Consider the following 26,755-nt stretch of genomic DNA (forward strand, 5'->3'; position numbering starts at 1 on the left):
TCCGAGTGCGCCTCCGATCCCGCTTCGGAGCTCGAAACCGGAGGCGTTCGGACCTTAGGGGCGAGCGACGTTGACACGCTCGCCGACGCTGTACTCGTCCTCGCCGGTCTGCGCGGCCATGAGGATGTCCCAAGCGCCGATCAGCGGGAAGGATGTCTCCACACGATAGCGACCCTTGGCCTCGCGAATCATCGGCAGGGCGAAATCGCGCGAGACGTCCGACGGTCGATAGGCATAGAAGATCGCCCGGTCGACGTCGACAGGCTGACCTGCATGATCGACCAGGACAAGCCTCATCGACTCCTCCACACCGGCCGTGAGGGGCCGGGGGATATCCGCACGCATCAGCCAACCCGGATCGCGCGCTTGACGCGAAACCATGGTGCGCTCGTAGTCTTGTCCGCGCTCGTAGTAGTTTGCATTGACCAATCCGGGGTTGGTCCGGATCGCAAGAATCACGAAAGTCAGATTCACGGCCAAGACCGTGACGAGCAGACCGATCCAGGCCAGAACCCAGGGGCTACGCAGCGCCGGGGTGGGTTTGGAGGGGGTATCAGTGGGGTGGGTCGTCGAGCTCATTGCGTTCTGTTGCCTCAATGTCTTTATCGCCATTCCCCGGATGTCCCGGGAGCCGCTTCGAGAGAGCCGACGCAAACGCCGGCTCTTGATCGCCCGGACCGGCCTAGCGACGCGGCCCAATAAAGACGCTCTCCCGGTCGGCCTCGACCAAGGCGCCGGACGGCCGCGCCGCTTCGACGTGAAACTGCACGGGCTGCTGCTCGCTGTCGAGCGATCGCTTGGGTACCTTCACGAAGACGACAGCGGGGGTCACTCCACCCGGCGGTGCGACGATCGGCTGGTCCGCACCCACGAGCACCAAGCCATCGGGACCCGTCACGCTGATCCGTACGGAGAGCTCCTCAGGCATCTTGTTGAGGATCTTCAGTGTGTACTTATTCTGGATGGATCCGTCGCTGAGCCGCACGTACAGCGGCGCGCGCTCGTGCAGAACCTTTAGATCGATCGCCGCCAAGGTCGAGAAGCCGTAGAGGATGCCTGCAAGTGCGATACTCATAATCGCCGCGTACACCCAGACACGCGGACGGAGCAAGAGTTTCTTGGTGGGCAATCCTTCGAGCTCGTCGAGCGAGGCATAGCGGATCAGGCCGCGCGGACGCCCGACCTTATCCATCACCTGATCGCAGGCATCGATGCAGAGCGCACAGGTGATGCAGCCTTCCTGCTGTCCGTTCCGAATATCGACACCGGTCGGACAGACGGCGACGCACTGGTTGCAGTCGACGCAGTCGCCGCCCGTGCGCGTTGCGCTGGTTTCGCCGCGCTTGACGCGTCCGCGCGGCTCGCCGCGCAACAGATCGTAGGTCGGCACGATGGTCGTTGTGTCGAGCATGACGCCTTGGATGCGCGCGTAGGGACAGAGCCAGAAGCAGGTCTGCTCGCGCATAAAGCCGGCAAGTCCGTAGGTCCCGACCGTGAAGAGCGCCACCGTAATGTAGGCCACGGGACCCGACTCGCCCGCGAAGAAGCTCCCCCACAGCGCGGGTGCGTCCGTAAACCAGGACACGAAGCTGATACCGGTAATGAAGCCGATCAGCAGCCAGAGCGCATGTTTGGTCGCCTTGATCCGAAACTTGCTCGCAGACATGGGCGCCTTGTCGAGCTTCCGGCGTTGGGGCGGACTGCCCTCGAGCTTCTCCTCGATCCAGGTGTAGATGTCGGTCCATACCGTCTGGAAGCAAAAATAGCCGCACCAGACACGGCCAACCAGCGCTGTCGCCACGGCAAGCAGGATGGCGAAGAACAGCAACAACAGCGAGAGCATCCAGAAGTCCTGCGGAAGGACCGTCGCGCCGAAGATGTGATACTGTCGATTCGGGATGTCGAACAAGACCGCCTGTCGGCCGTCCCAACGCAGGTATGGACCCAGGAAATAGATCAACCAGACCGACGCGGCCGCCCACTTGATGGTGCGCCACCGCCCCGCGAGCCGTTTGGCGTGAATCGTCTCCCCGCCGGTATTGACGTGCCAATGCTCGGCCTCGGCGTAGAGGTCGTCGACGGCGGTTTGGGTTGCCACAGGATTCGTGCTCACTGACCATCTCCACGATGGGGTCAAGGTTACGACAAGCGCGCTTGAGCATTGCGATTCGGGCGCATCGTGATGGCGCGCAAGAAGGAAGCGACGCAGGCGCGGCGTAACCGATCACGCCCCGGGGATCGACTCAGGTCGAACTGATCGGCCAGAAAACGACGTCGGCCCGTCGAGGTCACCCGGTCACCACTTCCGTAAATCGAGCAGCTTACGCCTCCCGCGACGTTTTGGCCATGCGTTTTCGCAAGCACAAGCAGTTGATTCGGAAGCCATTTTCGATACAAAAAAAGGGGGATCTCAGATCCCCCCTCGATGACATGACACCACGCCAGACGCCTTCAATGCTCGTTGTTCTTATGCGCCTGCGCATCCCGATTCATCAAGGTGATGACCTTATAGACCAGGAATACGATGATGATGATGGCGATGGCAACCATCGCGAGCGACATCCAAGTCACGAAGTCCCACGTCAATCCTCCAGTCATGTCGATCTCCTCCCTCGCACCCCTCGTTATCACGCGGACCGGAGCCGGTCTGCACGTTCTTCCCGTCGGCTCATCCGCCCCCACCGAGCTGGTGAACGTAGATGCCGAGCTTCTTGATGTCCTGATCGTCGAGTTTCCGAACCTCGACATTGTCGACCTTCGCCACCGAACCGAAGGCCGGCATCACCGCATCTCGCGTCTCGGCAATGCCGGGCTGATTGACGCCGTACATGATCGTATGCCGCGCGCTCTCGAAGCCGCCAGGCGCGAAGCGCCAGAGGCTGTCGGTGAGGTTCGCCGCACCGACGCTCACGACCTCTCCGCCCGGGAGCTCGGCGAGCACACCGTTGGCCTTTTCGCCGTGACAGGCGTTGCAGGCCTTGGCGCGATACAAATCCCAACCCTCCGGACTGCCTTCGCCGCCGTCACTCATCTCGACGACCCAGTGGGCAAGCGCATCGATCTCGTCCTGGGAAAGGATGCTCGCATGGGCGGTCATGGCCCCTTTACGTCCGTTCGTAATCGACTCTTTAATCTTCGCGATCGATCCACCGTAGAGCCAGTCGTCGTCCGCTAAGACCGGATAGCTCGGATTGCCTTGCCCGCCGCTGCCGTGACAGGCGGAGCAATAATCCCCGAACAGTACCTTGGCCGATGCCAGGGTGTACTGCAGCAGGCCCGGATCGGCAATGATCTCCTCGGCGGTCATCTGGCCGATCTGTTCCTCGAACGGACCGCGCTTCGCGTCGACCTGAGCGACACCCTGCTCATACTCCTTAATCTGAGTCCACCCTAAAAGCCCGGGTGTCGCATTCTGACCGATGGGCCAGCTCGGATACAGCACAGTGTACACGATCACGAACAGAATGGACGCCCAGAATCCGAGCATCCACCATCGCGGCGGCGGATTCGCCAGTTCCCGCAGGTTGTCGTCCCAAACATGCCCGGTATTGTTCTCGCCGGGAAAGGGGTTATTTTCGGCCATGTGGGTCTCCGGTGTTCTCGTTGTCCTCGTCGAACGGGATATGTTTCATGGCTTCGAGCTTTTCCCGGTTCTTGGGACGGAAGACATAGAAATAGGCACCGACCATCAGCAGGAAGATGACGACGGTGAGGATCGTGCCGATCCAATCGTTCGTCGTCATCGCCTGCCAATCAGTCTGGAAGTAGTCGCTCAGGCTACTCACGGTAGGTCTTGGACTCGTCGAGGGCGACCATGGTGCCGAGGACCTGCATGTAGGTCACCAACGCATCCATCTCGGTCTTGCCTTCCACCAGAGCCGGAGCGGCATCGATATCGGCATCCGAATAGGGCACCCCCACGGTTCGCATACCACGCATGTGCCGCTGCATCTTCGTGCCGCTCAGGTAGTTCTCGTCCAGCCAGGGATACCCCGGCATAACGGACTCGGGGACCAGAGAACGTGGCTCGCGCAGATGTTGACGCTGCCATTCGTCGGAGTACTTTCCGCCGACCCGCGCGAGATCCGGTCCGGTGCGCTTCGAGCCCCACTGGAAGGGATGATCGAACATGGACTCGGAGGCCAGCGAGTAATGCCCATAACGCTCGCGCTCGTCACGGAAGGGACGAATCATTTGCGAATGGCACAGATAACAACCCTCGCGCTGATAGATGTCGCGACCGGCCAGCTCAAGCGCCGTGTAGGGACGCATCCCTTCACCCGCCTTCCAGTTCCATTGCTCCTGACCCGCCTCGTCGACCGTCACGATCGGCTCTTTTCCGGCCTTGTCCCACACGATCTCCGGGTAGGTATGGTACTCCATGGTGTTCTTCATATAGAAGAGCGGGACGATCTCCACCAACCCGCCCACGGACAGCACCAGGGCCGTCACGATGAGCAAGCCCCAGATATTGACCTCCATCCATTCCTGAAAGGACTTCGGCTTTGTGTTTTTATCGGCCATATGCTACTCCGGGATCACGCTGCTGCCGGCAAGGCGCGCGCCTTGCTCAGGCTGCCTTCGGACAACGACTTACGCACGGTCATCAGGATGTTGAAGAGCATCACGACGGCGCCGAGCAGGAAGATCGCACCACCGACCGTTCGCATGGCGTAGTAGGGGTGCATCGCGTCCACGGATTCAACGAAGGTGTAGGCCAAGGTGCCGTACTCGTCATAGGCACGCCACATCAGACCCTGCATGATTCCTGAGACCCACATGGCCACGATATAGATCACGGTCCCGATCGTCGCGGTCCAGAAGTGGAAGTTGATCAGGCGCACCGAGTACATCTCGGTGTGATACAGCCGCGTCATGAGGTGGTAGATGGCACCGATCGAGATGCCGGCTACCCAACCCAGCGCACCGGAATGCACATGACCGATGGTCCAGTCGGTGTAATGGGAGAGTGCGTTGACCGTTTTCAGCGACATGACCGGACCTTCGAAGGTCGACATGGCGTAGAAGGCGAGCGCGATGATCAGGAAGCGCAGAACATAGTCGGTCCGCAACCGATCCCAGGCACCCGAGAGGGTCATCATGCCGTTCACGGCGCCACCCCAAGAGGGAATGATCATCGCGATGGACACCGCGGCCCCGAGCGATCCGGTCCAATCGGGCAGTGCGGTATATTGCAGATGATGCGCACCGAGCCAAACGTAACCGAACATCAAGGCCCAGAAATGGATGACCGAAAGACGGTATGAATAGATCGGACGCCCTGCCTGCTTCGGCACGAAGTAGTACATGATCCCGAGGAAGCCGGCCGTCAGGTAGAACCCGACCGCATTATGACCCCACCACCACTGGATCATGGCGTCCTGGACGCCCGAGAAGATCGAATACGACTTGAAGAGTCCGACCGGGATGGCCAGGCTGTTCACCACGTGCAGATAGACGATCATGACCATCATGCCGAGGAAGAACCAGTTCGACACGTAAATGTGCGAGGACTTCCGATTGGCGATTGTCATCACGAAATTGATGGTGAACGAGAGCCAAACCACGGCGATCAGGATGTCGATCGGCCATTCGAGCTCCGCGTATTCCTTCGATTGCGTCAGACCCAGCGGAAGGGTGATCACGGCCAGAACGATGACCAGATTCCAACCCCAAAAGGTAAACCACGCCATCTTGTCGCTCCAGAGGCGTGCGCCGCAGGTGCGTTGGACAGTGTAGAAGGCGGTGGCCATCAGGGTACAGCCGCCGAAGGCGAAGATGACGGCATTGGTGTGGAGCGGGCGCAAACGCCCGAAAGACAAATAGGGGCTATCGAGATTCAGTGCCGGCCAAGCCAGCTCCGCTGCGATATAGACCCCGACAGACGCGCCCACCACTAGGTAGACGACGGCCATGACCGTGAACCAGCGTACAACGTCGAAGTTGTACTTCCGTTCCAGACTGGCTTCCATTAGACCCTCCCAGAAAACGTCGGGAAAACAACAAGGATTATAAGGCGATCCAGCCGTCTCATGATGTCGCTCGATCGGGCGACGGTGCCCGGAACATATCACTTGATCAGAGTCGGAAAGTCAACACAGGAGCAGGGCATCGGACCTGGTCCATATGGGATATACCGCAACAAGCATTGATCTGGATCAGGTGAGGACCGGGGATTTTGACATCCTGGACGAACGGTACTACTTAAAAAAAGCGTCGATCGAAAACCCTTCTTTTTCCAGGATATCGCGTAGCCGTCTCAGCGCGTCCATTTGGATTTGGCGCACGCGCTCTCGGGTCACGCCCAGCTCCTGGGCGACATTCTCAAGGGTCGAGTTCTCGTAACCGTGCAGCCCGAAGCGACGCTCCACCACCTCCCGCTGTTTGGCATTGAGCTTACCGAGCCAGTGCTCGAGATTGGCTTGAATGTCGGTGTCCTGAATGCGGTCGGCCGGATCGTCGGCGGCCTCGTCCTGGAGCATGTCGACCAGCGGCTTGTCGGCATCCTTGCTGTAGGGCGTATCCACCGAGGCGATACGCTCATTCAGCCCGAGCATCCGCTTGACCTCGCCGATCGGTTTATCGAGCAGGACGGCGATGTCTTCGGTGGTGGGCTCGTGATCGAGACTCTGCGAGAGCTTGCGCGCCGCCTTGAGATAGATGTTGATTTCCTTCACAACATGAATCGGCAGGCGCACGGTCCGCGTTTGATTCATGATCGCCCGCTCGATCGTCTGGCGGATCCACCAAGTCGCGTAGGTCGAGAACCGAAAGCCTCGCTCGGGATCGAACTTCTCGACCGCGCGGATCAACCCGAGGTTCCCCTCTTCGATCAGATCCAACAGGGGTAAGCCGCGATTGAGATAACGTCGGGCGATCTTCACGACCAACCGGAGGTTGCAGACGATCATCCGCTGGCGCGCGGCGTTGTCGCCACTCTGAGCAGCGCGCGCGAGCGCGACCTCTTCCTCCGCGGTGAGGAGCTTGGACTCGCCGATTTCGTTCAGATAGAGACGGGTCGCATCGAAATCGCCTTCGCCCGAGCTGAAACGTTCGGACGTGGATTCAACGGCCGCCGGCTCGATCGGCTCGCACTCCACCGGCTCGCACTCCACCGGCTCGCACTCCACCGGGTCTGCCTCGTCCGAATCGATATCCTCGTCGGTCGGCTCGGAGTCTTCGCCGTCGAGCAGGATCTCGCCGTCAAGGTCCGCGGCGAGATCGGGAACATCGACCGTGGGCTCACGCGGATCGGCGCTTGACATCCACATCTTCCTCCGTGGGGTCGGACGCGGTTACGTTCGCGGAGGCAGATAGAGTAGCGGGTCGACGGCCGTGCCGTCTCGGCGGATCTCGAAATGCAGAAGGTAGCCGCCCCCTTCGACCGCTTGACCTACCTCCGCAACCGCTTGCCCGCGCTTGACTCGATCCCCTTCGGCAACGAGCAGCCTGCGATTGAACCCGTAAGCGCTCAGATATTTGTCATTGTGTTTGATGATGATAAGGTTCCCGTACCCCTTGAGTCCACCGCCGCTGTAGACGACTTGGCCATCGCCCGCGGCCTTGACCTGCTCGCCGGCGCGCCCGCGGATCCGGATCCCTTGGCGCGTGCGGTCGCCGGCGCTGAACCGCTGCGCGAGCGACCCCTCGAGCGGCCAGGCCCAGGACACGCCGGAGGCCGCGGCCGGGCTCGCGGCGGAGCGGACCGCCGCCTGGCGAGGCACGTCTCTCGAAGCAGACTCGGAACCGGCCGCCTGCGCCGGACTCGCCGCGGGCGCCGGTGCAGCAACCACTGCCGGAGTGCTCGGAGACGTGGATGGTCGAGGCGCAGGCGAGCCATCGGGGGCCTCGATCCGAAGGAGTCGACCGGCATAGATCGAGTAGGGTGACTCCAGGCCATTCCAACCCGCGAGTGTCCGAACACCGACGCCGTGCCGAGCCGCGACCTCGCTGAGCGTGTCGCCCCGACGGATGAGGTAGTAGCCATCCGGAACCGGACCGACCCAATCCCAGCCCCCGACAGGTGCCGGCGCTTTCGAGGCGCACCCCCCGAGCAGCAGGATCACGCACAGGACACGTCCGTAGAAGCCGACCGACAGCATTGCACGACGCCGCGCGGGGCGTGCCCAGGGGCCGTAGCGACCATCATCCGACGGGGGAGCGAGCAGGCCCCTGGAGATCTCGATATGATCCATTCGATGCATACGGCAATCAGTCACGTGTCGGAAACAAGTGGAGCACCGAATTTAATCGGTGTCGGTGTCGGTGTCGGTGTCGGTGTCGGTGTCGTTGTCGTTGTCGTTGTCGATTACGACAACCGTGCATTCTCTCGTCGAGTTGTTTTACTTGTTCTCGACCCGCTCCCAAGCGGTCAACTGCCGGATCCAGGGTTAAGACACGCCCGCAACCAAGGGCACGAAACTGACCGGCTCGAGGACCTCCTGCTCGAAGCCTTGAGCGGTGCGCGTAATGCGCAGAAGCACTTGTGCCTCCCCTTCCCAAATCGGCAGGATCATGACGCCCCCGGGCGACAACTGCTCGGCCAGCACGCGCGGGACACCACGCGGCGCGGCCGTCACCAGGATACCGTCGTAAGGGGCATATTCGGGCCAGCCCAGCGAACCGTCGTCATGCCGAAACCGGATGTTTCGATATTCGAGCAGCCGAAGCCGATCCCGGGCGCGCTCGAGCAAGGCCCCGATCCGTTCGACGCTGTAGACCCGGCGCACCAGCGATGCCAGGACAGCCGTCTGAAACCCGGAGCCGGTGCCGATCTCAAGCACAGTATCGGGCTTGGACGGCTCCATCAACGCCTGGGTCATCCGCGCGACCGTGTAGGGCTGAGAGATGGTCTGGCCATGACCGATCGGCAGCGCCGAGTCCTCGTAGGCCCGGCTCGCCAACGCCTCGTCGACGAACAGATGGCGCGGCAATCGCCAAATCACGTCGAGAAGCTCGGGCATTCGAATCCCCGCCTCTTCCAGACGCTGAATCAGGCGAGCGCGGGTGCGCTGCGAGGTCATCCCGATCCCTTGGTGGGCAGCCCCGGCGCTCAAGGGCGGGTATCCAACCATTGACGGACGGATTCCAACGCACTGTGTCGCGTCAGATCCACCTGCAAGGGGGTGATCGAGACGAATCCGCTGCGCACGGCGAAGAAATCCGTGCCGGGCCCGGCGTCCTGCTCCGGACCGGCGGGTCCGACCCAGTAGATACGACGCCCGCGCGGATCAAGCGCGGGGACGACGGCCTCCGCCTTGTGCCGATGCCCCAAGCGCGTCGCAACGAAGCCCTTGACCTGGTCGTATGGAACGTCCGGTACATTCACGTTCAGGATGATGGTGGACTCGAGCGGCGCCTCCCGCAACCGAGTGACCAGCTCAACCGCCACCGCGGCGCCGGTTTCAAGGTGCTGCGGCTCGTGCGCAGACATGGAGACCGCAATCGCCGGCAAGCCGAGAAACCGCCCCTCGGTGGCCGCCGCAACGGTCCCGGAATAGAGCACGTCGTCGCCGAGATTCGGGCCGTGATTGATCCCCGCCACCACGATATCGGGGTCGACATCCGCAAGGCCGGTCAAGGCGAGGTGGACACAATCGGTCGGGGTCCCGTCGACACGGATGTAGCCGTTGGCCATTCGGGTGGCCCGCAGCGGCACATCGAGCGTCAATGAATTGCTCGCGCCGCTTCGGTCGCGCTCGGGCGCCACGACGAGAACATCCCCGAGCGCGGAAAGTGCGTCGGCAAGCCTGATCAGACCGGGCGACTGATAACCGTCGTCGTTGCTCACGAGAATCTTCATGTCGTCCTAAACCACATCAGGAGAAAACCGATACTCGATCAGGGTCGACCGCGTCGGGGACGCCCGGATCATACTCAAAAGTACCCCAACCGACACCCCGAGCGCTTCGGCCCGACTCGTCGGGCAGCGCTGCTATACTGCGGCGCTGAACGACGACTCGACGCGAGCCGAACGCAAATTGAAAACGACGCATGGCGCTCTGGACCCGGTTTAAGTCGGACCAGCAGACGACACCTTCCGCCGCAGCGCAACGATACCCTGTCCAGACATGAAGAAACAAATCCAAGAATCTGATTTGGCATTGTTTCGCGAGCATGTCCAGGACGCCGAGCCGGCACGCCATGACCAAGTCGAGCATCAACGGCGCAGACCGCCTCCCGTCCCGCGACCGCGCCCGCTGGAGTTGCCCGAAGAACAAGGCGGCACGCTGCTGTCCGAGTCGGAGGTGGAGACGCATGAGTTTCTCTTCTTCACGCGCCCGGGTGTCCAACGGCGCCTGATGGCCGAGCTGCAGCGCGGCGGCATCGAGGTCGGACTCGAGCTCGACCTACACGGACTCCATGCCGAGCAGGCACGCGGTCTCCTGGTGGAGTTCCTTGCCGAATGCGGCCGGCGCCATGTCCGCTGCGCCCTCATCGTCCACGGAAAGGGCTATCGCTCCGCCGGTCGGCAGCCGGTCCTCAAACAGAAGGTCAATTATTGGCTACGTCTCTACGACGAGGTACTGGCCTTCTGCTCGGCCACGCGGCGCGACGGCGGGACCGGCGCCGTCTATGTCCTGCTGCGCAACCCGAGCAAGTCGAGCCGAACGCCCTGAGCTCTTGCCGTCCCACGCCGTGAATCCTGATCTCGCCGTACGGAATCCGAACCCTCCGACGGGCGCGCCAGGCCGTCGGACATGGTGCGGAACCATGGCCGGCGTCCTGCGGCTCATCGCGATCCTGATCCTTGTTTCCGCGGTGGCTGGAGTGGCCGGATCGGCATTCGCCCTTGTCTGCGAGCATCTCGCCGACGGCGACACCCGGATCGAGCAGCCAGGCATCAATGCCTTCCAGGCGTATTTCAACGTCGCGACGAGCGCCGCCTTCTTGACCGAGGCATTCGGCTGGTCGCGCGACACAGGGGTTCAGATCCACGCCTTCGAGGCATTCGACGAGCCACACAAATCAGCCCAGAACCTCCCGCTCGCGGACCTCGGTCTCGCAGAATCGACCTTGAATCACGGCGGGAGCTATGGGGCCGAGGGCTTCTACGGGATCTTCCGATACACGGGCATCGCCGGCTTCTCGGCAACGTCCCTGCGCCGGATCAGGCCCGGGGCCAAGCTCGTCGACCCGCTCCGCGTGGATTCCGAGGGGACCGCCCCGGAGTGGGCATCTCAATTCACCGGGCAGTTTCAGTCCAAACTTCCGAGCTTCGACTTCCGAGGCACGGCGCATGCCTTCGTCCGTGGCGTTCCGACCCCGGAGCCAGGGCTCGGCGATTGATCGGGCCGACGATAGGCTGTCGGCAGTCCACTGCGATTGCCTGACCCACGATTGCCTGACAGATGCAGCCCCAACACTCAATGCCATGCGTCTCGAAACTTAAATCTTGCAACCCGAAACCGCCCTGTATACTAGAACCGCCATGTTGACCTACCCCGATATCGATCCCGTCGCACTCGGCCTTGGACCCCTGCGGATCCATTGGTACGGGCTCATGTACCTCGTCGGATTCGCCGCCGCCTGGATGCTGGGGCGTTGGCGGGCGGGCCGGCCCGGGTCGGGCTGGACCACGGAGATGGTGGATGACCTCATCTTCTACGGCGTCATCGGCACCATTGTCGGGGGTCGGCTCGGCTACATGCTTTTCTACGGGTTCGACCAACTAGCCGCGAACCCGCTGAACATCCTGAAGGTCTGGGAAGGCGGAATGGCCTTCCATGGCGGGCTGATCGGGGTTCTGATCGCGATCTACTTGTTCGCGCGCCGCCATCGCATACAGTTTTTCCAGGTCGGGGACTTCCTTGCACCGCTCGTTCCGCTCGGACTCTTCGCCGGGCGGATCGGCAACTTCATCAACGGCGAGCTCTGGGGTCACCGGACCGATCTCCCCTGGGGGATGCGTCTACCCTGCCTGGAATTTCCGGCGCAATGCGCGGATCTGCCACAAGGGACGGTCTGGAGCATCCCGGTGCATGCGTCGCAGCTCTATCAGGCCGCGCTCGAGGGTCTTGCCCTCTTCATTGTCCTCTGGCTCTTTTCCAGCAAACCGCGCCCCATGATGGCCGTCTCGGGAGTCTTCCTGCTCGGCTACGGCCTCTCGAGGTTTGCCGTTGAATTCGTGCGCGTGCCGGACGCCCATATCGGCTATCTCGCCTTCGATTGGCTGACGATGGGTCAACTTCTGTCGATGCCCATGATCCTGTTCGGCGCACTGCTGCTCGCGCTCGCCTACAAGCGTCGCGCGGCGTCGTAGGCCGAGACCCCCAAGTGCAGGCGGCCGGCTGCGGCGGGACGCTCGCGTTCAGCTATCAGCTATCAGCTATCAGCCGTGAGCTTTTTGGATTGCAGGGTGTCGACGGCTGACGGCTCTCTCACCCCCCGATGCAGACATAAAAAAACCGGCCTCGAAGGCCGGTTTTTACTTGCGCCGGAGAAGGGTGCCGAACAGCGACTAGCTCATCTCCTTGATGTGGGCATTCATCCGGCTCTTGTGACGAGCGGCCTTATTGGCATGGATGAGGCCCTTGCGCGCGGCTCGGTCAATACGCGGAACCGCGTCCTTGAAGGCTTGAACGGCTGCTTCTTTGTCGCCGGCCTGGATGGCTTTGATAACCTTCTTCATGAAGGTGCGCAGGGTGCTGCGCTGCGAGGCGTTCTGCTGACGGCGGTCTTCTGCTTGACGGGCGCGTTTGCGAGCTTGTGCTGAGTTGGCCAAAGGGGTCTCCTGAAAATCCGGCGCTCTAGTGCTGTAATCCAAGTAAAGACCGCTTAGTATCCATGTGCCCTCGGGTGCTGTCAATCTGGGCAACGAGGAAAAGCGGCCATGACGGATCAAAAGTCAGTAGAAACAAAGGCCGAATCCGTAGCGACGATCTGCGCCAAGCTGTCGAGCGTCAACATCGACAGCGATACGCACGCATGATCGCTTGAATTACCCGTTTTCCATCCCAGCTCCCGGCATTAACGGAATCACATCCCGCGCGTTCCCGGACAGAGCCGCATCCATCCTTAAAAAGAGCACGGAGGCCCGTGCAATCGGAGATCGGAAACATGAAGACCTTTCCCTCATTTATCACGGCGATCCTAGCCATCACACTTGTCGGCTGCGGCACGACGACGGCGTCACGCACGACGAGCGGCGCGGCGGCCGGTGCCGCGGCAGGCGCGGCTATCGGATCCGCTAGCGCCAACGCGGGTCGCGGCGCCCTGATCGGGGCCGGTGTGGGTGCGCTCGGTGCCTTTGCGTACGATCAGCATGAGAAGGAGCTTCAGCAGCAGCGCGATCGCGAGGCTTGGGAGGCTCAGCGCAACCAGCAGCTCTACCAGCAACAGTCCACGAGCTACTGACGACCGGCCAGCCGATAGGTCCGCAAGCCATAATCCTCACCGCCCGAGCAGTCGGCTCCCGCCTCAACGCCGATCAGTCAGACGCGCCTCCGTCCTGGCGGACACGACGCCGCGGTGCTTCGCACCGCCGGCGCCGCCCTCTAAACCGCGTCCAGAGCGACATGCGTCATTTTCATGCTGCGTTTGGCTTCGGAGATGTCCTCGGTGTCGGTGAGACGCGGTTTAAAATTTGATATTTTTTATTACTTTAAACCACGCCAGCTCCGACAGCCGTCGGAGCTGGCGCGGCCAAGCCACTCCCACAAATGACGCATACCGCACTGGGCGCGGTTTAGATCCCGACCTGACCTCGGGGCGTCGCACAGATCCGAAACCCCAGAGGTCTGCGCTTGACCGGTGCGCTTCGGCTGATCCGATCGATAGATCGATCGCCGCCGCCACCCCACACCCCTATAATCCGCGCTTTTTGCGGAGTCCCATCAGCCGTGGCCTCACTCGCCGCCTCCATCGCCAAGGTCGGTAGCAACACCTTTCTCTCGCGGGTCCTCGGCTTCGTACGCGACCTAGTGGTCGCCCGGATCTTCGGCGCCGACGCCGGAACGGATGCCTTCTTCGTCGCCTTCAAGATCCCGAACTTCATGCGCCGGTTGTTCGCCGAAGGCGCCTTCTCCATGGCCTTCGTGCCGGTACTCAACGAGTACAAGGAGAAGCGGGGCTTCGAGGCGCTCAAGGCCTATGTCGATGCGGTCGCCGGCACGCTCGGGGCCGTTCTGCTGCTGGTCACGGTGCTGGGTGTCCTGGGTGCGCCCGTGCTGATCCTGGTCTTCGCCCCGGGCTTCGTGAACGAGCCAGAGCAGTTGTCCCTGGCCACCGAGATGCTGCGCCTGACCTTTCCGTATCTCTTGTTCATCTCGCTGACCGCCTTCGCGGGCGGCATCCTCAACACCTACGAGCGCTTCGGCATCCCGGCCTTCACGCCCGTTCTGCTCAACATCTCGCTGATCCTCTGCGCGGTCTATCTCGCGCCGCTGATGGACCGGCCGATCGTTGCGCTGGCATGGGGCGTCTTCATCGCCGGCATCGCACAACTGTTGTTTCAGATCCCGTTTCTCCTTCAGCTCAAGCTGCTGCCGCGTCCGCGCCTGGCGACGGACGATCCGGGCGTGCGCAAGACGATCAAGCTGATGGTCCCCGCCCTCTTCGGGGTCTCGGTCGGTCAGATCAGCCTGCTGCTCGATACCCTGCTTGCCTCCTTCCTGGTTACCGGGAGCATCTCCTGGCTCTACTATTCCGACCGGTTGATGGAGTTCCCGTTGGGGATACTCGCCGTGGCGCTGGCGACCGTGATCCTGCCGCGCCTGTCGCAGCGTCACGCCGCCGACGATCCGGTCGCCTTCTCCTACACGATGGACTGGGCGCTGCGCTGGGTCCTGTTGCTGGGCGTGCCCTGCGCCGTCGGCCTCCTCCTCTTGGCCGGCCCGATGATCGCCACCCTCTTCTATTCCGGCGAGTTCGGCGCGAACGATGTCGAGATGGCCAGACTGAGTCTCATGGCCTACTCGCTCGGCCTGGTCGCCTTCATGGGGATCAAGGTGTTGGCGCCCGGCTACTACGCCCGTCAGGACATGAAGACCCCGGTGCGAATCGCGGTGATCGCACTGGTGACCAATATGGTCTTCAACCTGATCCTGATGTTCCCGTTCGGCCATGCCGGGCTTGCAGCGGCCACGACGATCGCGGCCATCACCAACGCCGGCTTGCTGCTGCGCGGACTGCTCAAAGAGCGCATCTTTCGCCCGGAGCACACATGGATCCCGCTGATGATCAAGGCGCTGATCGCCAACCTCCTGATGGGGATGATCATCTACTGGGGCGTCGGTACGACGGCGGATTGGATCGCCATGGGTGTCGGCGAGCGGATCTGGCGTCTGCTGATGTGGATCCTGGTCGGCGGGGCCGTCTATGCGGGAGCGCTGCTCGCGATGGGCATTCGTCCACGGCACTTCATGGGGCGCGAATAAGACCAAGCCCCGCTCGGCATGATTCGGGCGGGTTTCGCCTTGCCCCGGAGACTAGTGCGGCACGGCAGATGTGTCGAGACCGTTCGTTGTCGTTGTCGTCATCGACCATCGATGCGACAACGACAACGAAAATGATCTCGGACGGTCTCGGAATCTCTGCAGTGCTCCACTAGCCGAACGACGGCACGCTTCATCGGCGGGATCGTCGAGACATCGTGTTCGAGCGTGAATCGCCGGGGATGGTTCGGGGTCTTCCGGTGCTCGCGTATACTGGCGTTCCGGTTTCCCGAGGCAGATGGCAATGCGGCTGATCCGAGGCTTATACAACCTGCGCCAGACCGACCGAGGTTGCGTTGCGACCATCGGCAACTTCGACGGTATCCACTTGGGACATCGGACCGTCTTCCAGCGGCTGTTGGCACGCGGACGCGAGCTCGGTCTGCCGGCGACCGTCATCACCTTCGAGCCGCAGCCGATGGAGTTTTTCGCACCCGAGTCGGCCCCCGCGCGGCTCACCCGTCTGCGTGAAAAGTTGGCGGCGATCCAGGACTGCGGCATCGAGCAGGTGATGCTCCTCGAGTTCAACCCCAAACTCGCCGGGATGGGTGCACGCGACTTCGTGCAACGGCTTCTGCTCGACGGGCTCGGCGTGCGCTATCTCCTGGTCGGCGACGACTTCCGCTTCGGTCGCGGCCGCGAGGGGGACTATGCCCTGCTGCACGCGATGGGCCAGGCCGGCCGGAACGACGGCAGCGGGTTCGAGGTCGAGGATCTGCATACCATCACCCACGGCGCCGAGCGGATCAGCAGCACTCGGGTGCGCGAGGCGCTCGGTCGCGGCGACCTCGAGCAGGCCCGACACCTGCTCGGGCGCCCTTACCGGATGCAAGGCCGCGTCTCCCACGGCGCCAAACGCGGTCGCGGCATCGGCTTTCCGACCGCAAACATCGACCTGCACCGACGTTTCAGCCCGGTACGCGGCGTTTACGCCGTCATGGTGTCCGGGCTCGGACCGAACCCGCTCCCGGCCGTCGCCAATGTCGGCACACGTCCGACCGTCAACGGCAAGGACTATCGGCTCGAAGTGCATCTCTTCGACTTTGACCGAGAGATCTACGGACACCATCTGGAGGTCGAGTTTCGGCTGAAGCTGCGCGACGAGAAGCGCTTCGAGTCCTTCGACGCGCTCAAGGAGCAGATTCAGATCGATGCGCGGGTCGCGCGCGAGTATCTCCGATCGACCGCGCAGCATGACCCTGGCAGCCACCCATTGCCCCCGGGCGCCGGCCTCCGGCCCTGAGTCGGCTCGAGGTTCGGACCCGGACGCGATCGCCTTTGCCTCGCGCGGCCGAGCAAGCCACAATCGTACCCTGTTCGCCCCGGAGCCCGTTCGAGGATCCTACGCGACCCCTTCCGACGCACCGAGAGCAAGCCACGTGACCGACTATAAAGACACCTTGAATCTCCCGAACACGGGCTTTCCGATGAAGGCGAACCTCGCCCAGCGCGAGCCCGCGATGCTCGAGCGCTGGGAGTCGATGGCGCTTTATTCCCTGATCCGCCAAGCCCGAGCGGGCGCTCCGACCTTCATCCTCCACGACGGCCCGCCCTACGCTAACGGCGAAATCCACATCGGCCATGCGGTCAACAAGGTGCTCAAAGACATCATCGTCAAGGCGCGCACGCTCGATGGATTCGATGCGCCCTACGTGCCGGGCTGGGACTGTCACGGCCTGCCGATCGAGCTGCAAGTGGAAAAGAAGAAGGGCAAACCGGGGCATAAGATCAGCGCCGCTGAATTTCGCGTCGCCTGTCGCGACTATGCCGCCAAACAGGTCGACGGTCAGCGTGCCGATTTCAAGCGTCTCGGTGTCTTCGGCGACTGGGAGAATCCTTATCTCACGATGGACTTCGCCTTCGAGGCCGAGATCATCCGCTCGCTCGGGCGCATCATCGCCAACGGCCATGTCCAGAAGGGCTTCAAGCCGGTGCACTGGTGCATCGACTGCGGATCGGCCCTGGCCGAGGCCGAGGTCGAGTATGCCGACAAGCAATCGATCGCCATCGACGTGCGCTTCCCCGTTGCCGAGCCCGAGTCGCTCGCGGCGCGCTGTCACGGCACGCCGAACGGCTGCGGCGAGGGTCCGGCCTCGATCGTCATCTGGACCACGACGCCCTGGACCCTCCCTGCCAACCAAGCCGTCGCGCTCAATGCCGAGCTCGAGTACGTGGTCGTCGCGGTCGAGTCCGCGCAGGGCCACGAGCGCCTGATCGTCGCCGAGGGTCTGCTCAAGGACACCATGGACCGCTGGGGCATCGAGCAGTATCGGGTGCTCGGCTACGGGCGCGGCATCGATTTCGAGGGGCTCAAGCTCAGGCATCCTTTTTACGATCGCGAGGTGCCGGTGATCGTCGGCGAGCATGTGACGCTCGACGCCGGTACCGGGGCCGTCCACACCGCGCCGGGCCATGGTCTGGAGGACTACATCGTCGGTCAGCGCTATCACCTGCCGGTCCACAACCCGGTCGGCGGCGATGGACGCTTCCTGCCCGACACGCCGCTCTTCGCGGGCGAGAACGTCTTCAAGGCCAACGAGCAGGTCGTCGAGACCCTGAAGGCCAGAGGCGCGCTGCTGCTGGCGACCCGCTTCACGCATAGCTATCCGCATTGCTGGCGGCACAAGACGCCGATCATCTTCCGCGCCACGCCGCAGTGGTTCATCGGTATGGAGAAGCATGGGCTGCGCAAGGCCGCCCTGCGCGAGATCGGCCATGTGAGCTGGATGCCCGACTGGGGTCAGAGCCGGATCGAAGGCATGGTCCAGGGCCGGCCGGACTGGTGCATCTCGCGCCAGCGTACCTGGGGTGTGCCGATTACACTCTTGGTCCATAAGGTCACGGGCGAGCTGCATCCGCGCACCGCCGAGCTGATCGAGGAGGTCGCAAGGCGGGTCGAGCAGCAAGGCATCGAGGCCTGGTTCGCACTGGAGCCGGCCGACCTCCTCGGCGAGACCGAAGGTGCCGAGTACGACAAGGTGCACGACACACTGGATGTCTGGTTTGATTCCGGCGTCACCCACGCCTGCGTGCTCGAGCATCGCGACGGGTTGCGTGCGCCCGCCGATCTCTATCTGGAAGGCTCGGACCAGCACCGCGGCTGGTTCCAAAGCTCGCTCATGACCTCGGTCGCCATGCACGACCGCGCGCCCTATCGGCAGGTGCTGACCCACGGCTTCACGGTCGATGCCAAGGGCGAGAAGATGTCCAAATCCAAGGGCAACGTGGTCAAGCCGCAGGATGTCATGAAGACCCTGGGGGCGGACATCATCCGTCTGTGGGTCGCGGCCACCGACTACCGCACCGAGATGAGCGTCAGCGACGAGATCCTCAAACGCACCGCCGATGCCTACCGACGCATCCGCAACACCGCGCGCTTCCTGCTCGCCAACCTCAACGGCTTCGATCCGGCGACCGACAGCGTTGCACCCGAAGCCATGCTGGAACTGGACCGTTGGGCTGTGGATCGCGCCTTCCAGCTTCAGCAGGAGGTCATCGAGGCTTATCGCGACTACCAGTTCCACCTTATCTATCAGAAGGTCCAGCAGTTCTGTGTCGTCGACATGGGGTCCTTCTATTTGGACGTCATCAAAGACCGTCAGTACACCACGCAGGCTGACAGCCTGCCGCGTCGCTCCTGCCAGAGCGCGATGTACCACATCGCCGAAGCCATGAGCCGCTGGCTCGCCCCCATCCTCAGCTTCACCGCCGAGGAGATCTGGCAGCACCTGCCGGGCGAGCGCGCCGAGACCGTGTTCGTCGAGACCTGGTACGCGGGACTCTTCCCGCTCGCCGACGGCGACCCCATGGACCGCGCCTTCTGGGATCAGGTCATCGCGACCCGGCTGGCCGTCGGACCTGCGCTGGAAACCGCGCGCAAGGCGGGGCTGATCGGCTCATCGCTGGATGCCGAGCTGGATCTCTATTGTGCCGAGCCCCTCGGCGCCGTCCTCGCTCGCCTAGGCGAGGAGCTGCGTTTTGCGCTCATCACCTCGGAGGTCCGTCTGCACCCGTCAAGCGAGCAGCCGACGGATGCGGTCGAGACCGAGCTGAAGGGGCTCGCAGTGCGGGTGCGACCCTCCAAGCGGACCAAGTGCGTGCGCTGCTGGCATCATCGGCCCGACGTGGGAACACATGCCGATCACCCCGAGCTTTGCGAACGCTGTGTGGAAAACGTCGCAGGCACGGGCGAGATCCGCCGTTATGCCTAAGGCCCACGCGTCGGCGACAGACGCCGCACCGGTCGACTCCGCGACCCACTCGGCGACTTGCCCGAGCACCAAAGGGGGCGCTATGAAACACTGGCTCTGGCTTTCGCTCGTGGTGCTGGTTCTGGATCAAGCCACCAAGTGGTTGGTACTGGGTCTGCTCGAACCCTTCGAGATCATCGAGCTGATCCCGAATTTTAATCTGACCCTGATGTTCAACACCGGCGCCGCCTTTAGCTTCCTGGCCGATGCCGGGGGTTGGCAGCGTTGGCTGCTCGCCCTTGCGGCCGTCGGCATTACGGTCGCACTCACCGTCTGGCTGCTGCGCCTGAAATCCGGAGAGGACACCCTAGCGTTCGGACTGGCACTCTTGATCGGCGGGGCTGTGGGCAACCTAATCGACCGAGTCATGCTCGGTCATGTGGTCGACTTTATTCAGGTCTATCTTCCGTTTATCCCGCTCGCCATCTTCAATCCCTGGCCCTCGTTCAACATTGCGGACAGCGCCATCAGTGTCGGCGTTGTCGTCATGCTGATCGCAACCTTGCGGGAGAGCGAGCGCACGTGAGCCAGAGCGCGCCGCACGGATCCACTCGCTCCCGAGGCAGGCGGCTCCGCAACCACGCAGACTGAGGGGTCGAAGCGTTGGACGATCGGTCGAGGGTATACCCGAGCGATCGCAACGGCTCGTTCTCGGTATCATGCAGGCCCGATCGCGAGCCCAAATCACGAATCACACAGGACCCCCGAGCAATCCCGCTCGACGGGACCCGCACGCAGCCATCTCCAAGACCCGCGTCCGTCGAGACGAAAAGACCCACCACCAGAAGGCTTCGCCATGAGAATCGCCATCCTCTCGCGCAACCCGACGCTCTATTCGACTCGGCGCATCGTCGAGGCTGCGCGCATGCGTGGACACGAAACCAAGGTCGTCGACGTCCTTCGTTGCTACATGAACATTACCTCGCACGCACCCTCGATCCATTATCGAGGCGAGGAGCTGAGAGACTTCGACGCCGTCATCCCGCGCATCGGCGCCTCGGTGACCTTCTACGGGACGGCGGTGTTGCGTCAGTTCGAGATGCTCGGGGTCTATCCGATGAACGAATCGGTCGCCATCACCCGCGCTCGCGACAAGCTCCGCTCCGTGCAGCTGCTATCGCGCAAAGGGATCGGTTTGCCGATCACCGGTTTCGCACACGCACCGGATGACGTCGAGGATCTGATCAAGATGGTCGGCGGCGCGCCGCTGGTCATCAAGCTGCTGGAGGGCACCCAGGGCATCGGCGTCGTGCTCGCCGAGACCCAGCAGGCCGCCGAAAGCGTGGTCGAGGCATTCATGGGCCTCAAGGTCAACATCCTGGTTCAGGAGTACATTAAAGAAGCGAACGGCGCCGACATCCGCTGTTTCGTGATCGGCGACAAGGTCGTCGCGAGCATGAAACGCCAAGCCAAGCCCGGCGAATTCCGTTCCAACCTCCATCGCGGCGGAAGCGCCTCGCTGATCCGCATCACACCCGAGGAACGCTCGACCGCCACCCGAGCCGCCAAGATCATGGGCTTGAACGTCGCCGGCGTCGACATCCTGCGCTCCAACCATGGCCCGGTGGTGATGGAGGTCAACTCATCCCCCGGGCTCGAGGGGATCGAGCGGGCCACCGGCAAGGACATCGCCTCGCAAATGATCGAGCTCGTCGAGAAGAACGCGGTCCTCGGCAAGACGCGGACGCGGGGGCAGGGGTGACCGGGGGAGAGTGGTTAGTGGTTAGTGGTTAGTGGTTAGTGGTTAGTGGTTAGTGGTTAGTGGTTAGTAGCCAGCCGCCAGCATTATCCTGCATCGCCTGAGCGGCTCAACGGCTCCCGTCAGCCTGGAAGCTGAGAGCCGAGAGCTGAGAGCTGATAGCCGGAGGCAGCAGGCAGCAGGCAGAAAGCCAAACCCCACAAGATGGCAATTTCATGACAAGATCACGGCGTCTGTCTCCAAGGACGCCATCCGATGACCGCAGCCTCCGTTACCATCGCCGGTCGCGAGATCCAGCCCGGCGAGCGCGCCAGGGTTGACATCCCGCTGCCCAATCTCTACACCACCACGCCGGTCTTCATGCCGGTGCATGTCATCCGAGGCCGCAAACCCGGTCCCCGTCTGTTCGTGACGGCATCGGTCCACGGCGACGAGATCAACGGGGTCGAGATCATTCGACGGCTGTTGATGCAGAAGTCGTTGAGCCGCCTGCAGGGTACGCTGCTCGCCGTGCCCGTCGTCAACGTCTACGGTTATGTCCGCCAATCGCGCTACTTACCTGACCGACGTGACCTGAACCGCAGCTTTCCGGGCTCGGAGAAGGGCTCGCTCGCTGCACGCCTGGCCGCGACCCTGATTAGCGAGGTGATCGAGGGCTCGACCCACGGGATCGATCTACACACAGGCGCGATCCATCGCGAGAACCTGCCGCAGATCAGGGTCACCCTCAGTGCCGGCGAAGGCATGCCGGCTTTGGCACGTGCCTTCGAGACACCGGTCATCCTCGACGCCGAGGTGCGACCCGGATCGCTGCGCGCGGAGGCCACCGCACGCGACATCCCCATCTTGCTCTACGAGGGCGGCGAGGCGCTGCGTTTCGACGAGTTCGCCGTGCGTGCGGGCCTCCGCGGTATCCTCGGGGTCATGCGCCATGTCGGCATGATCCGCGGCAGCCCCGCAAGGCGGGCCATCGGCCATGAGCCGCTCGTCGCCCGCTCCAGCGTCTGGATCCGTGCCGGGCAGAGCGGCATCCTGCTCTCGCTCACCCCGCTCGGCGCCCATGTCAACAAGGGCGACACCCTGGGTATCATCACCGACCCCTTCCGACCGGTCGACGACCCGGTGCTTTCCCCCGTGAGCGGTATCGTCATCGGCCGCACCAACCTCCCGCTCATCACCGAGGGCGAGGCACTCTATCACCTCGCCTGCTTCGGCAAGCCGGAGGCCGCCGCGGCCTTGTTGGAACAGTACCGCGATGCTCTGGATCCGGATGACGAGGAGGAGACGGTCATCATTTGATCCCTGCCCTTTCGCGCGCGAGCGGAGAACAAGGAGAACACTGGACTTCCGCCTGCGCCATCGTGCCCTTCAACCCCAACAGCAGCCCATCGTTGAAATCGCTCGGGTCGTAGCAGCCATCCTCGTCCCACAGGAGCCTTCGAGGCTTCCCGAGTTCTCCGGCGCCTCTCTTCCTGCATGCCACGGCCTGTCGACTCCGACGGACATCCACACACTCGCCCTTACGCGTGCTTCATCTCGGCTTCCGGGTTCAGTACCCCGTCGCCATCCGCGGGTTGGCGATCTCGAAGCTGTACCAGCACTTCAGGGAGCGCGATCTCCCCTGCGGCCTGCAGGATTCTCTGTGTACGCTTGCCCTGTCTCTTGTTCGCGACTTGCGCCGCTCCGCAACAGGACCAACACGCGATACGGGCGGGTGGCTAACCCTTGCCCGACCGGGGCTTTCACCCGGCAAGAGACGCCGAGCTTTGCTCGGCGCTAACTGAAGTCGCCCCTTGAGAATCTTCGGTGGTCAGGTAGAGCGGCGGATGTCTGCTATGGGTATCGTCAGGGTGACTTGGCGATGCAGCAGCTCGATCAAGAGTTGGGCTCGGCGCTCTCCTTGGTGGACTTTGAAGATGGCGTCAAGCCCGCGGAAGGGGCCTTCGATGATCTCGACCTTCTGTCCCGGACAGAACTCGGATCAAGCGGAACGGGCGTCGAGACGACGCTGAATCTCCGCGATCATGGCATCCTGTACGGGCAAGGGCTCGCGGCCGAAGATCACGCCGACCATCGCAAACACGGTGAAAGGTACCGAAAACAACCCGAGATCGATCGGTCCGAAGCCCAGGAGATTACCGAGCGAGGTGAGCGTGACACCGCCCCCGAGGGTCAGCAATAGTGCTGCTGCGACGCGAATCCGAGGAGATCCATCAGATCGTGTTCGATTATGTCCATCTTCCCTCCATATACGTCAACCGAAATCCATAAATCGTCAATAACGATCCTCGAATCCTATGTTTTGATCTCGCCATGGAGGCAACCGAGGGCCGCTTTCGAGGTTACCTCCGCAGCACTTAACCCCCTTCAGGGCTAGATCACAAGTCGTGAAATTCTATTGCGAATACGCAATGATCGAACGAAGGAGAACGTCCTTGTCATGCGTCACCTGCGTTCAAACGGATCCCTGAGGGTCGCCTCCGGCACGTCATTACGAGATCCGTAAACTCCGAGCGTCCGCCACTCGGCCGTCGAACAGGATGACGATGGTGCCTGTTCGGTCGACCCTGCGTTCCTGGACATCACGATAGCGCAGGCTGAACCTGCCCCTGCGCCGCAACGTCCCTTTCCTTCCGGGCCGATGCGGGCGCCGGGAGCTGTCCAGGGATGGGCGGTGTAGCTGTCTTTTACCCACACTGCACACTGCATCTGACCTTAGGTATCGTCCGTCCCCATGGACCTGTTCGGACGGACATTCACCGGCGGGGTCTTCGCACGAGAGCACTGTGGTCGAGGGACGGCGCCCGATATTCGGCGATATCGGCTCGGGACGTCTCCTGGTCGGCAAGATGCTGCGGGTGGTGATGCCGGACCATTAACACCAAGCGCACGTGGTTTTTGCAGAAGTACACTTCCCGTGCACTTCGGGCCGGCATTGCACTTCCTCGCCGCAGTGACCGCTACGCCTCGTCGGCGCGCCTTGTCCCTACGTCGCCCCGGCCTTCATTGGGGAGCGAAGGCCCGGACTTACTCGTGCCGTTCGGCCACGTTGAAGCCTTCGCGCCGGCATAGGGCGTCTTTTTCGGCCTCTTTGAGGTCTTCGCGCATCATCTCGGCGACGAGCGCCTCGAAGCCGATCTCGGGGGACCAGCCGAGGCGCTCGCGGGCCTTGGTGGCGTCGCCGAGCAGGGTCTCGACCTCGGTCGGGCGGAAGTAGCGCGGATCGACGGCGACGATGCAGGCGCCGGTGGCATCGTCGAAGCCTTTTTCGAGCTGGCCGGCGCCCTCCCAGCGCATCCGGATACCGACCTCGGCGGCGGCGGCGGCAACAAAGTCGCGCACCGAGTATTGGTGCCCGGTAGCGATCACGAAGTCCTCGGGGGCGTCCTGCTGGAGCATCATCCATTGCATGCGGACATAGTCCTTGGCATGGCCCCAGTCGCGCTTTGCATCGAGGTTGCCGAGATAGATCCGATCCTGCAGGCCGAGCTTGATGCGGGCGAGTCCGCGGGTGATCTTGCGGGTGACGAAGGTCTCGCCGCGCCGCGGACTCTCGTGGTTGAAGAGGATGCCGTTGCAGGCGTAGATGCCGTAGGCCTCGCGGTAGTTGACGGTGATCCAGTAGGCGTAGAGTTTGGCGACCGCGTAGGGCGAGCGCGGGTAGAAGGGCGTGGTCTCGCTCTGGGGCACCTCTTGGACCTTGCCGTACAGCTCGGAGGTGGATGCCTGGTAGAAGCGGGTCTTGCGCACAAGGCCAAGGATGCGGATCGCCTCGAGCAAGCGCAGTGTTCCGATACCGTCGGAGTCGGCGGTGTACTCGGGCTCTTCGAAGGAGACGGCGACATGACTCTGGGCGGCGAGGTTGTAGAGCTCGTCAGGTTGGACCTGCTGCATGATGCGGATCAGGCTCGAGGAGTCGGTCATGTCGCCGTGATGCAGGACGAAACGCCGATCCGGTTGCTGCGGATCCTGATAGAGATGATCGATGCGGTCCGTGTTGAAGAGCGAGGTCCGCCGCTTGATGCCGTGCACCTCGTAGCCTTTGGAGAGCAGCAGCTCCGCCAGATAGGCCCCGTCCTGCCCCGTGATGCCCGTAATCAGCGCCTTTTTGGTGGTCATGTCCTTACCCCGATGACGATATGCAATGTGTTGTGTTGCCGTTGCGTCGGCCCTGGACGAAGCGGTCCATCCTCGGTCAGGTCTCATGTCCTGAGCGCGTCCTGATGGTCGAGGAACCAAGCGTAGGTCTGTGCCAATCCGTCGGGCAGCCGGGTACGCGCGGTCCAGCCAAGGGCGGCGAGACGGCTGACGTCGAGGAGCTTGCGCGGGGTGCCGTCGGGCTTGTCGGTGTCGAAGCGAATCTCGCCTTTGAAGCCGACCACCTCGCCGATGATCTCGGCGAGCTCGCGGATGCTGACGTCTTCCCCGACTCCGGCGTTGACATGGGAGCACATCGGCCGGGTATGTACCCGGTGGGTCTCGGGCGAGAGCCCCATGAGGTGCACGCAGGCGTCGGCGAGGTCGTCGACATGCAGGAATTCCCGGCGCGGCGTGCCGGTTCCCCAGACGGTCACCGCGGACGCACCCTGGGTCTTGGCCTCGTGGAACTTGCGCATCAGCGCGGGGATGACGTGGCTGTTTTCCAGATCGAAGTTATCGCCGGGTCCGTAGAGATTGGTCGGCATCAGACTGCGGAAGTCCGTCCCGTACTGACGATTGTAGGACTCGCAGAGCTTGATCCCGGCGATCTTGGCGACGGCATAGGGCTCGTTGGTGGACTCGAGCGGTCCGGTCAAGAGGGCCTCTTCGGCGATCGGCTGCGGGGCGAGGCGCGGATAGATGCAGGAGCTGCCGAGAAAGAGCAGGCGCTCCACACCGTTGCGCCAAGCGGCATGGATGATGTTGGCCTCGATCATCAGGTTTTGGTGGATGAACTCGGCCGGGAAGCTGTTGTTGGCCTGGATCCCGCCGACCTTGGCCGCCGCCAGATAGACCCGGAACGGGCGCGTCTCGGCGAAGAAGGCATCGACCTCGCGCGCATCCGTGAGATCGAGCTCCTTGTGGGTGCGCGCGAGGATGCCCGAGACACCCGCGACCTCCAACCGGCGCACGATGGCGGCACCCACCATGCCGCGATGTCCGGCGACATAAACCCTCGACCCGACCTTGTCCTGCTCGCTCACGCCAATCTCCGTCTTGGATGCTGTGTGTTCGGGAGTGCGTAGGGTAGCGCCATCATGGGTCGACTCACCAGCCTTGCGCGGCAAGAATCCGCGAAATGCCGGCGTGCGCGCCTTGCGCCCCGCAGCAACCGCCCTGCAGCAACCGGTTGACGGAACCGCCGTCAGGTTCGACACTCGTTCCCTACCGAG

At 62.9% G+C, this 26,755-nt stretch carries 25 protein-coding genes; 11 read left to right on the top strand and 14 right to left on the bottom strand.

What is annotated here, in order from left to right; all coding sequences use genetic code 11:
* Positions 1–54 precede the first annotated feature (54 nt).
* The 11 genes from AADX97_RS01015 to surE form a co-directional block, all read right to left on the bottom strand.
* The gene (locus AADX97_RS01015) at positions 55–579 is read right to left on the bottom strand and encodes a FixH family protein (RefSeq protein ID WP_374232763.1); all 525 of its coding nucleotides are present in this window, start codon (positions 577–579) and stop codon (positions 55–57) included.
* 103 nt (positions 580–682) lie between these two features.
* Positions 683–2,113 (bottom strand): cytochrome c oxidase accessory protein CcoG, encoded by a 1,431-nt coding sequence (ccoG, locus tag AADX97_RS01020; RefSeq protein ID WP_374232762.1) that lies wholly within the window; start codon positions 2,111–2,113, stop codon positions 683–685.
* A 338-nt stretch (positions 2,114–2,451) separates the two neighbouring features.
* Positions 2,452–2,598: a hypothetical protein gene (locus AADX97_RS01025; protein WP_374232761.1), complete on the bottom strand. Its 147-nt coding sequence runs from the start codon at positions 2,596–2,598 to the stop codon at positions 2,452–2,454.
* Between the two features lie 70 nt (positions 2,599–2,668).
* Positions 2,669–3,583: a cytochrome-c oxidase, cbb3-type subunit III gene (ccoP, locus tag AADX97_RS01030; protein WP_374232760.1), complete on the bottom strand. Its 915-nt coding sequence runs from the start codon at positions 3,581–3,583 to the stop codon at positions 2,669–2,671.
* Positions 3,570–3,785 carry a cbb3-type cytochrome c oxidase subunit 3 gene (locus AADX97_RS01035; RefSeq protein WP_374232759.1) on the bottom strand — a complete coding sequence of 72 codons (216 nt, stop codon included), beginning with the start codon at positions 3,783–3,785 and terminating at the stop codon, positions 3,570–3,572. The genes ccoP and AADX97_RS01035 overlap by 14 nt, the downstream gene beginning before the upstream one ends.
* Positions 3,778–4,524, bottom strand: coding sequence for a cytochrome-c oxidase, cbb3-type subunit II (gene ccoO / locus AADX97_RS01040; RefSeq protein WP_374232758.1), 747 nt, complete (start codon positions 4,522–4,524; stop codon positions 3,778–3,780). The genes AADX97_RS01035 and ccoO overlap by 8 nt, the downstream gene beginning before the upstream one ends.
* Before the next feature lie 14 nt (positions 4,525–4,538).
* A complete protein-coding gene (ccoN, locus tag AADX97_RS01045) occupies positions 4,539–5,972 on the bottom strand; it encodes a cytochrome-c oxidase, cbb3-type subunit I (protein WP_374232757.1) in 1,434 nt (477 codons plus the stop codon).
* A 228-nt stretch (positions 5,973–6,200) separates the two neighbouring features.
* Positions 6,201–7,265 (bottom strand): RNA polymerase sigma factor RpoS, encoded by a 1,065-nt coding sequence (gene rpoS / locus AADX97_RS01050; RefSeq protein ID WP_374232756.1) that lies wholly within the window; start codon positions 7,263–7,265, stop codon positions 6,201–6,203.
* A 30-nt stretch (positions 7,266–7,295) separates the two neighbouring features.
* Positions 7,296–8,204 carry a peptidoglycan DD-metalloendopeptidase family protein gene (locus tag AADX97_RS01055; RefSeq protein WP_374238916.1) on the bottom strand — a complete coding sequence of 303 codons (909 nt, stop codon included), beginning with the start codon at positions 8,202–8,204 and terminating at the stop codon, positions 7,296–7,298.
* A gap of 186 nt (positions 8,205–8,390) precedes the next feature.
* Complete coding sequence (locus tag AADX97_RS01060; protein WP_374238798.1) at positions 8,391–9,074, bottom strand: protein-L-isoaspartate(D-aspartate) O-methyltransferase; 684 nt, start codon at positions 9,072–9,074, stop codon at positions 8,391–8,393.
* Positions 9,053–9,802 carry a 5'/3'-nucleotidase SurE gene (gene surE, locus AADX97_RS01065; RefSeq protein ID WP_374232754.1) on the bottom strand — a complete coding sequence of 250 codons (750 nt, stop codon included), beginning with the start codon at positions 9,800–9,802 and terminating at the stop codon, positions 9,053–9,055. The genes AADX97_RS01060 and surE overlap by 22 nt, the downstream gene beginning before the upstream one ends.
* Positions 9,803–10,070: 268 nt before the next feature.
* Here surE and AADX97_RS01070 point away from each other — a divergent pair, with 268 nt between their 5' ends.
* From AADX97_RS01070 to lgt, 3 genes are all read left to right on the top strand, one after another.
* Entirely contained in the window at positions 10,071–10,619 is a 549-nt protein-coding gene (locus AADX97_RS01070; protein ID WP_374232753.1) for a Smr/MutS family protein, read from the top strand.
* Between the two features lie 94 nt (positions 10,620–10,713).
* Entirely contained in the window at positions 10,714–11,289 is a 576-nt protein-coding gene (locus tag AADX97_RS01075) for a hypothetical protein (protein WP_374232752.1), read from the top strand.
* Between the two features lie 142 nt (positions 11,290–11,431).
* Positions 11,432–12,262 (top strand): prolipoprotein diacylglyceryl transferase, encoded by an 831-nt coding sequence (gene lgt, locus AADX97_RS01080; protein WP_374232751.1) that lies wholly within the window; start codon positions 11,432–11,434, stop codon positions 12,260–12,262.
* Positions 12,263–12,460: 198 nt separating this feature from the next.
* Here the strand turns inward: lgt and rpsT are convergent, their stop codons facing one another.
* Positions 12,461–12,724 (bottom strand): 30S ribosomal protein S20, encoded by a 264-nt coding sequence (rpsT, locus tag AADX97_RS01085; RefSeq protein ID WP_374232750.1) that lies wholly within the window; start codon positions 12,722–12,724, stop codon positions 12,461–12,463.
* Positions 12,725–13,059: 335 nt separating this feature from the next.
* On the opposite strand from rpsT, the gene AADX97_RS01090 reads away from it, so the two are divergent.
* The 8 genes from AADX97_RS01090 to AADX97_RS01125 all read left to right on the top strand — a co-directional run bounded on the left by AADX97_RS01090 (position 13,060) and on the right by AADX97_RS01125 (position 23,565).
* Positions 13,060–13,356, top strand: coding sequence for a glycine zipper domain-containing protein (locus AADX97_RS01090; RefSeq protein WP_374232749.1), 297 nt, complete (start codon positions 13,060–13,062; stop codon positions 13,354–13,356).
* Positions 13,357–13,841: 485 nt separating this feature from the next.
* A complete protein-coding gene (gene murJ, locus AADX97_RS01095; RefSeq protein WP_374232748.1) occupies positions 13,842–15,377 on the top strand; it encodes a murein biosynthesis integral membrane protein MurJ in 1,536 nt (511 codons plus the stop codon).
* A gap of 301 nt (positions 15,378–15,678) precedes the next feature.
* Positions 15,679–16,677, top strand: coding sequence for a bifunctional riboflavin kinase/FAD synthetase (ribF, locus tag AADX97_RS01100; RefSeq protein WP_374232747.1), 999 nt, complete (start codon positions 15,679–15,681; stop codon positions 16,675–16,677).
* 136 nt (positions 16,678–16,813) lie between these two features.
* The gene (ileS, locus tag AADX97_RS01105; protein ID WP_374232746.1) at positions 16,814–19,645 is read left to right on the top strand and encodes an isoleucine--tRNA ligase; all 2,832 of its coding nucleotides are present in this window, start codon (positions 16,814–16,816) and stop codon (positions 19,643–19,645) included.
* 82 nt (positions 19,646–19,727) lie between these two features.
* Positions 19,728–20,210, top strand: a complete 483-nt coding sequence (gene lspA, locus AADX97_RS01110; RefSeq protein ID WP_374232745.1) for a signal peptidase II — start codon at positions 19,728–19,730, stop codon at positions 20,208–20,210.
* 270 nt (positions 20,211–20,480) lie between these two features.
* On the top strand, positions 20,481–21,386 hold the full coding sequence (gene rimK / locus AADX97_RS01115) for a 30S ribosomal protein S6--L-glutamate ligase (RefSeq protein ID WP_374232744.1): 906 nt from the start codon (positions 20,481–20,483) through the stop codon (positions 21,384–21,386).
* 252 nt (positions 21,387–21,638) lie between these two features.
* A complete protein-coding gene (locus AADX97_RS01120; RefSeq protein ID WP_374232743.1) occupies positions 21,639–22,682 on the top strand; it encodes a succinylglutamate desuccinylase/aspartoacylase family protein in 1,044 nt (347 codons plus the stop codon).
* 562 nt (positions 22,683–23,244) lie between these two features.
* A complete protein-coding gene (locus AADX97_RS01125) occupies positions 23,245–23,565 on the top strand; it encodes a hypothetical protein (protein WP_374238917.1) in 321 nt (106 codons plus the stop codon).
* Between the two features lie 845 nt (positions 23,566–24,410).
* On the opposite strand, the gene gmd is transcribed toward AADX97_RS01125, so the two are convergent.
* Together gmd and AADX97_RS01135 are read right to left on the bottom strand one after the other, a co-directional pair.
* On the bottom strand, positions 24,411–25,502 hold the full coding sequence (gmd, locus tag AADX97_RS01130) for a GDP-mannose 4,6-dehydratase (protein ID WP_374232741.1): 1,092 nt from the start codon (positions 25,500–25,502) through the stop codon (positions 24,411–24,413).
* A gap of 83 nt (positions 25,503–25,585) precedes the next feature.
* Positions 25,586–26,566: a GDP-L-fucose synthase family protein gene (locus tag AADX97_RS01135; RefSeq protein ID WP_374232740.1), complete on the bottom strand. Its 981-nt coding sequence runs from the start codon at positions 26,564–26,566 to the stop codon at positions 25,586–25,588.
* Positions 26,567–26,755 lie beyond the last annotated feature (189 nt).

Origin of the sequence: Thiocapsa sp. C2-2m, from assembly GCF_041903745.1 — a bacterium.
Lineage (GTDB): Bacteria > Pseudomonadota > Gammaproteobacteria > Chromatiales > Chromatiaceae > Thiocapsa > Thiocapsa roseilacustris.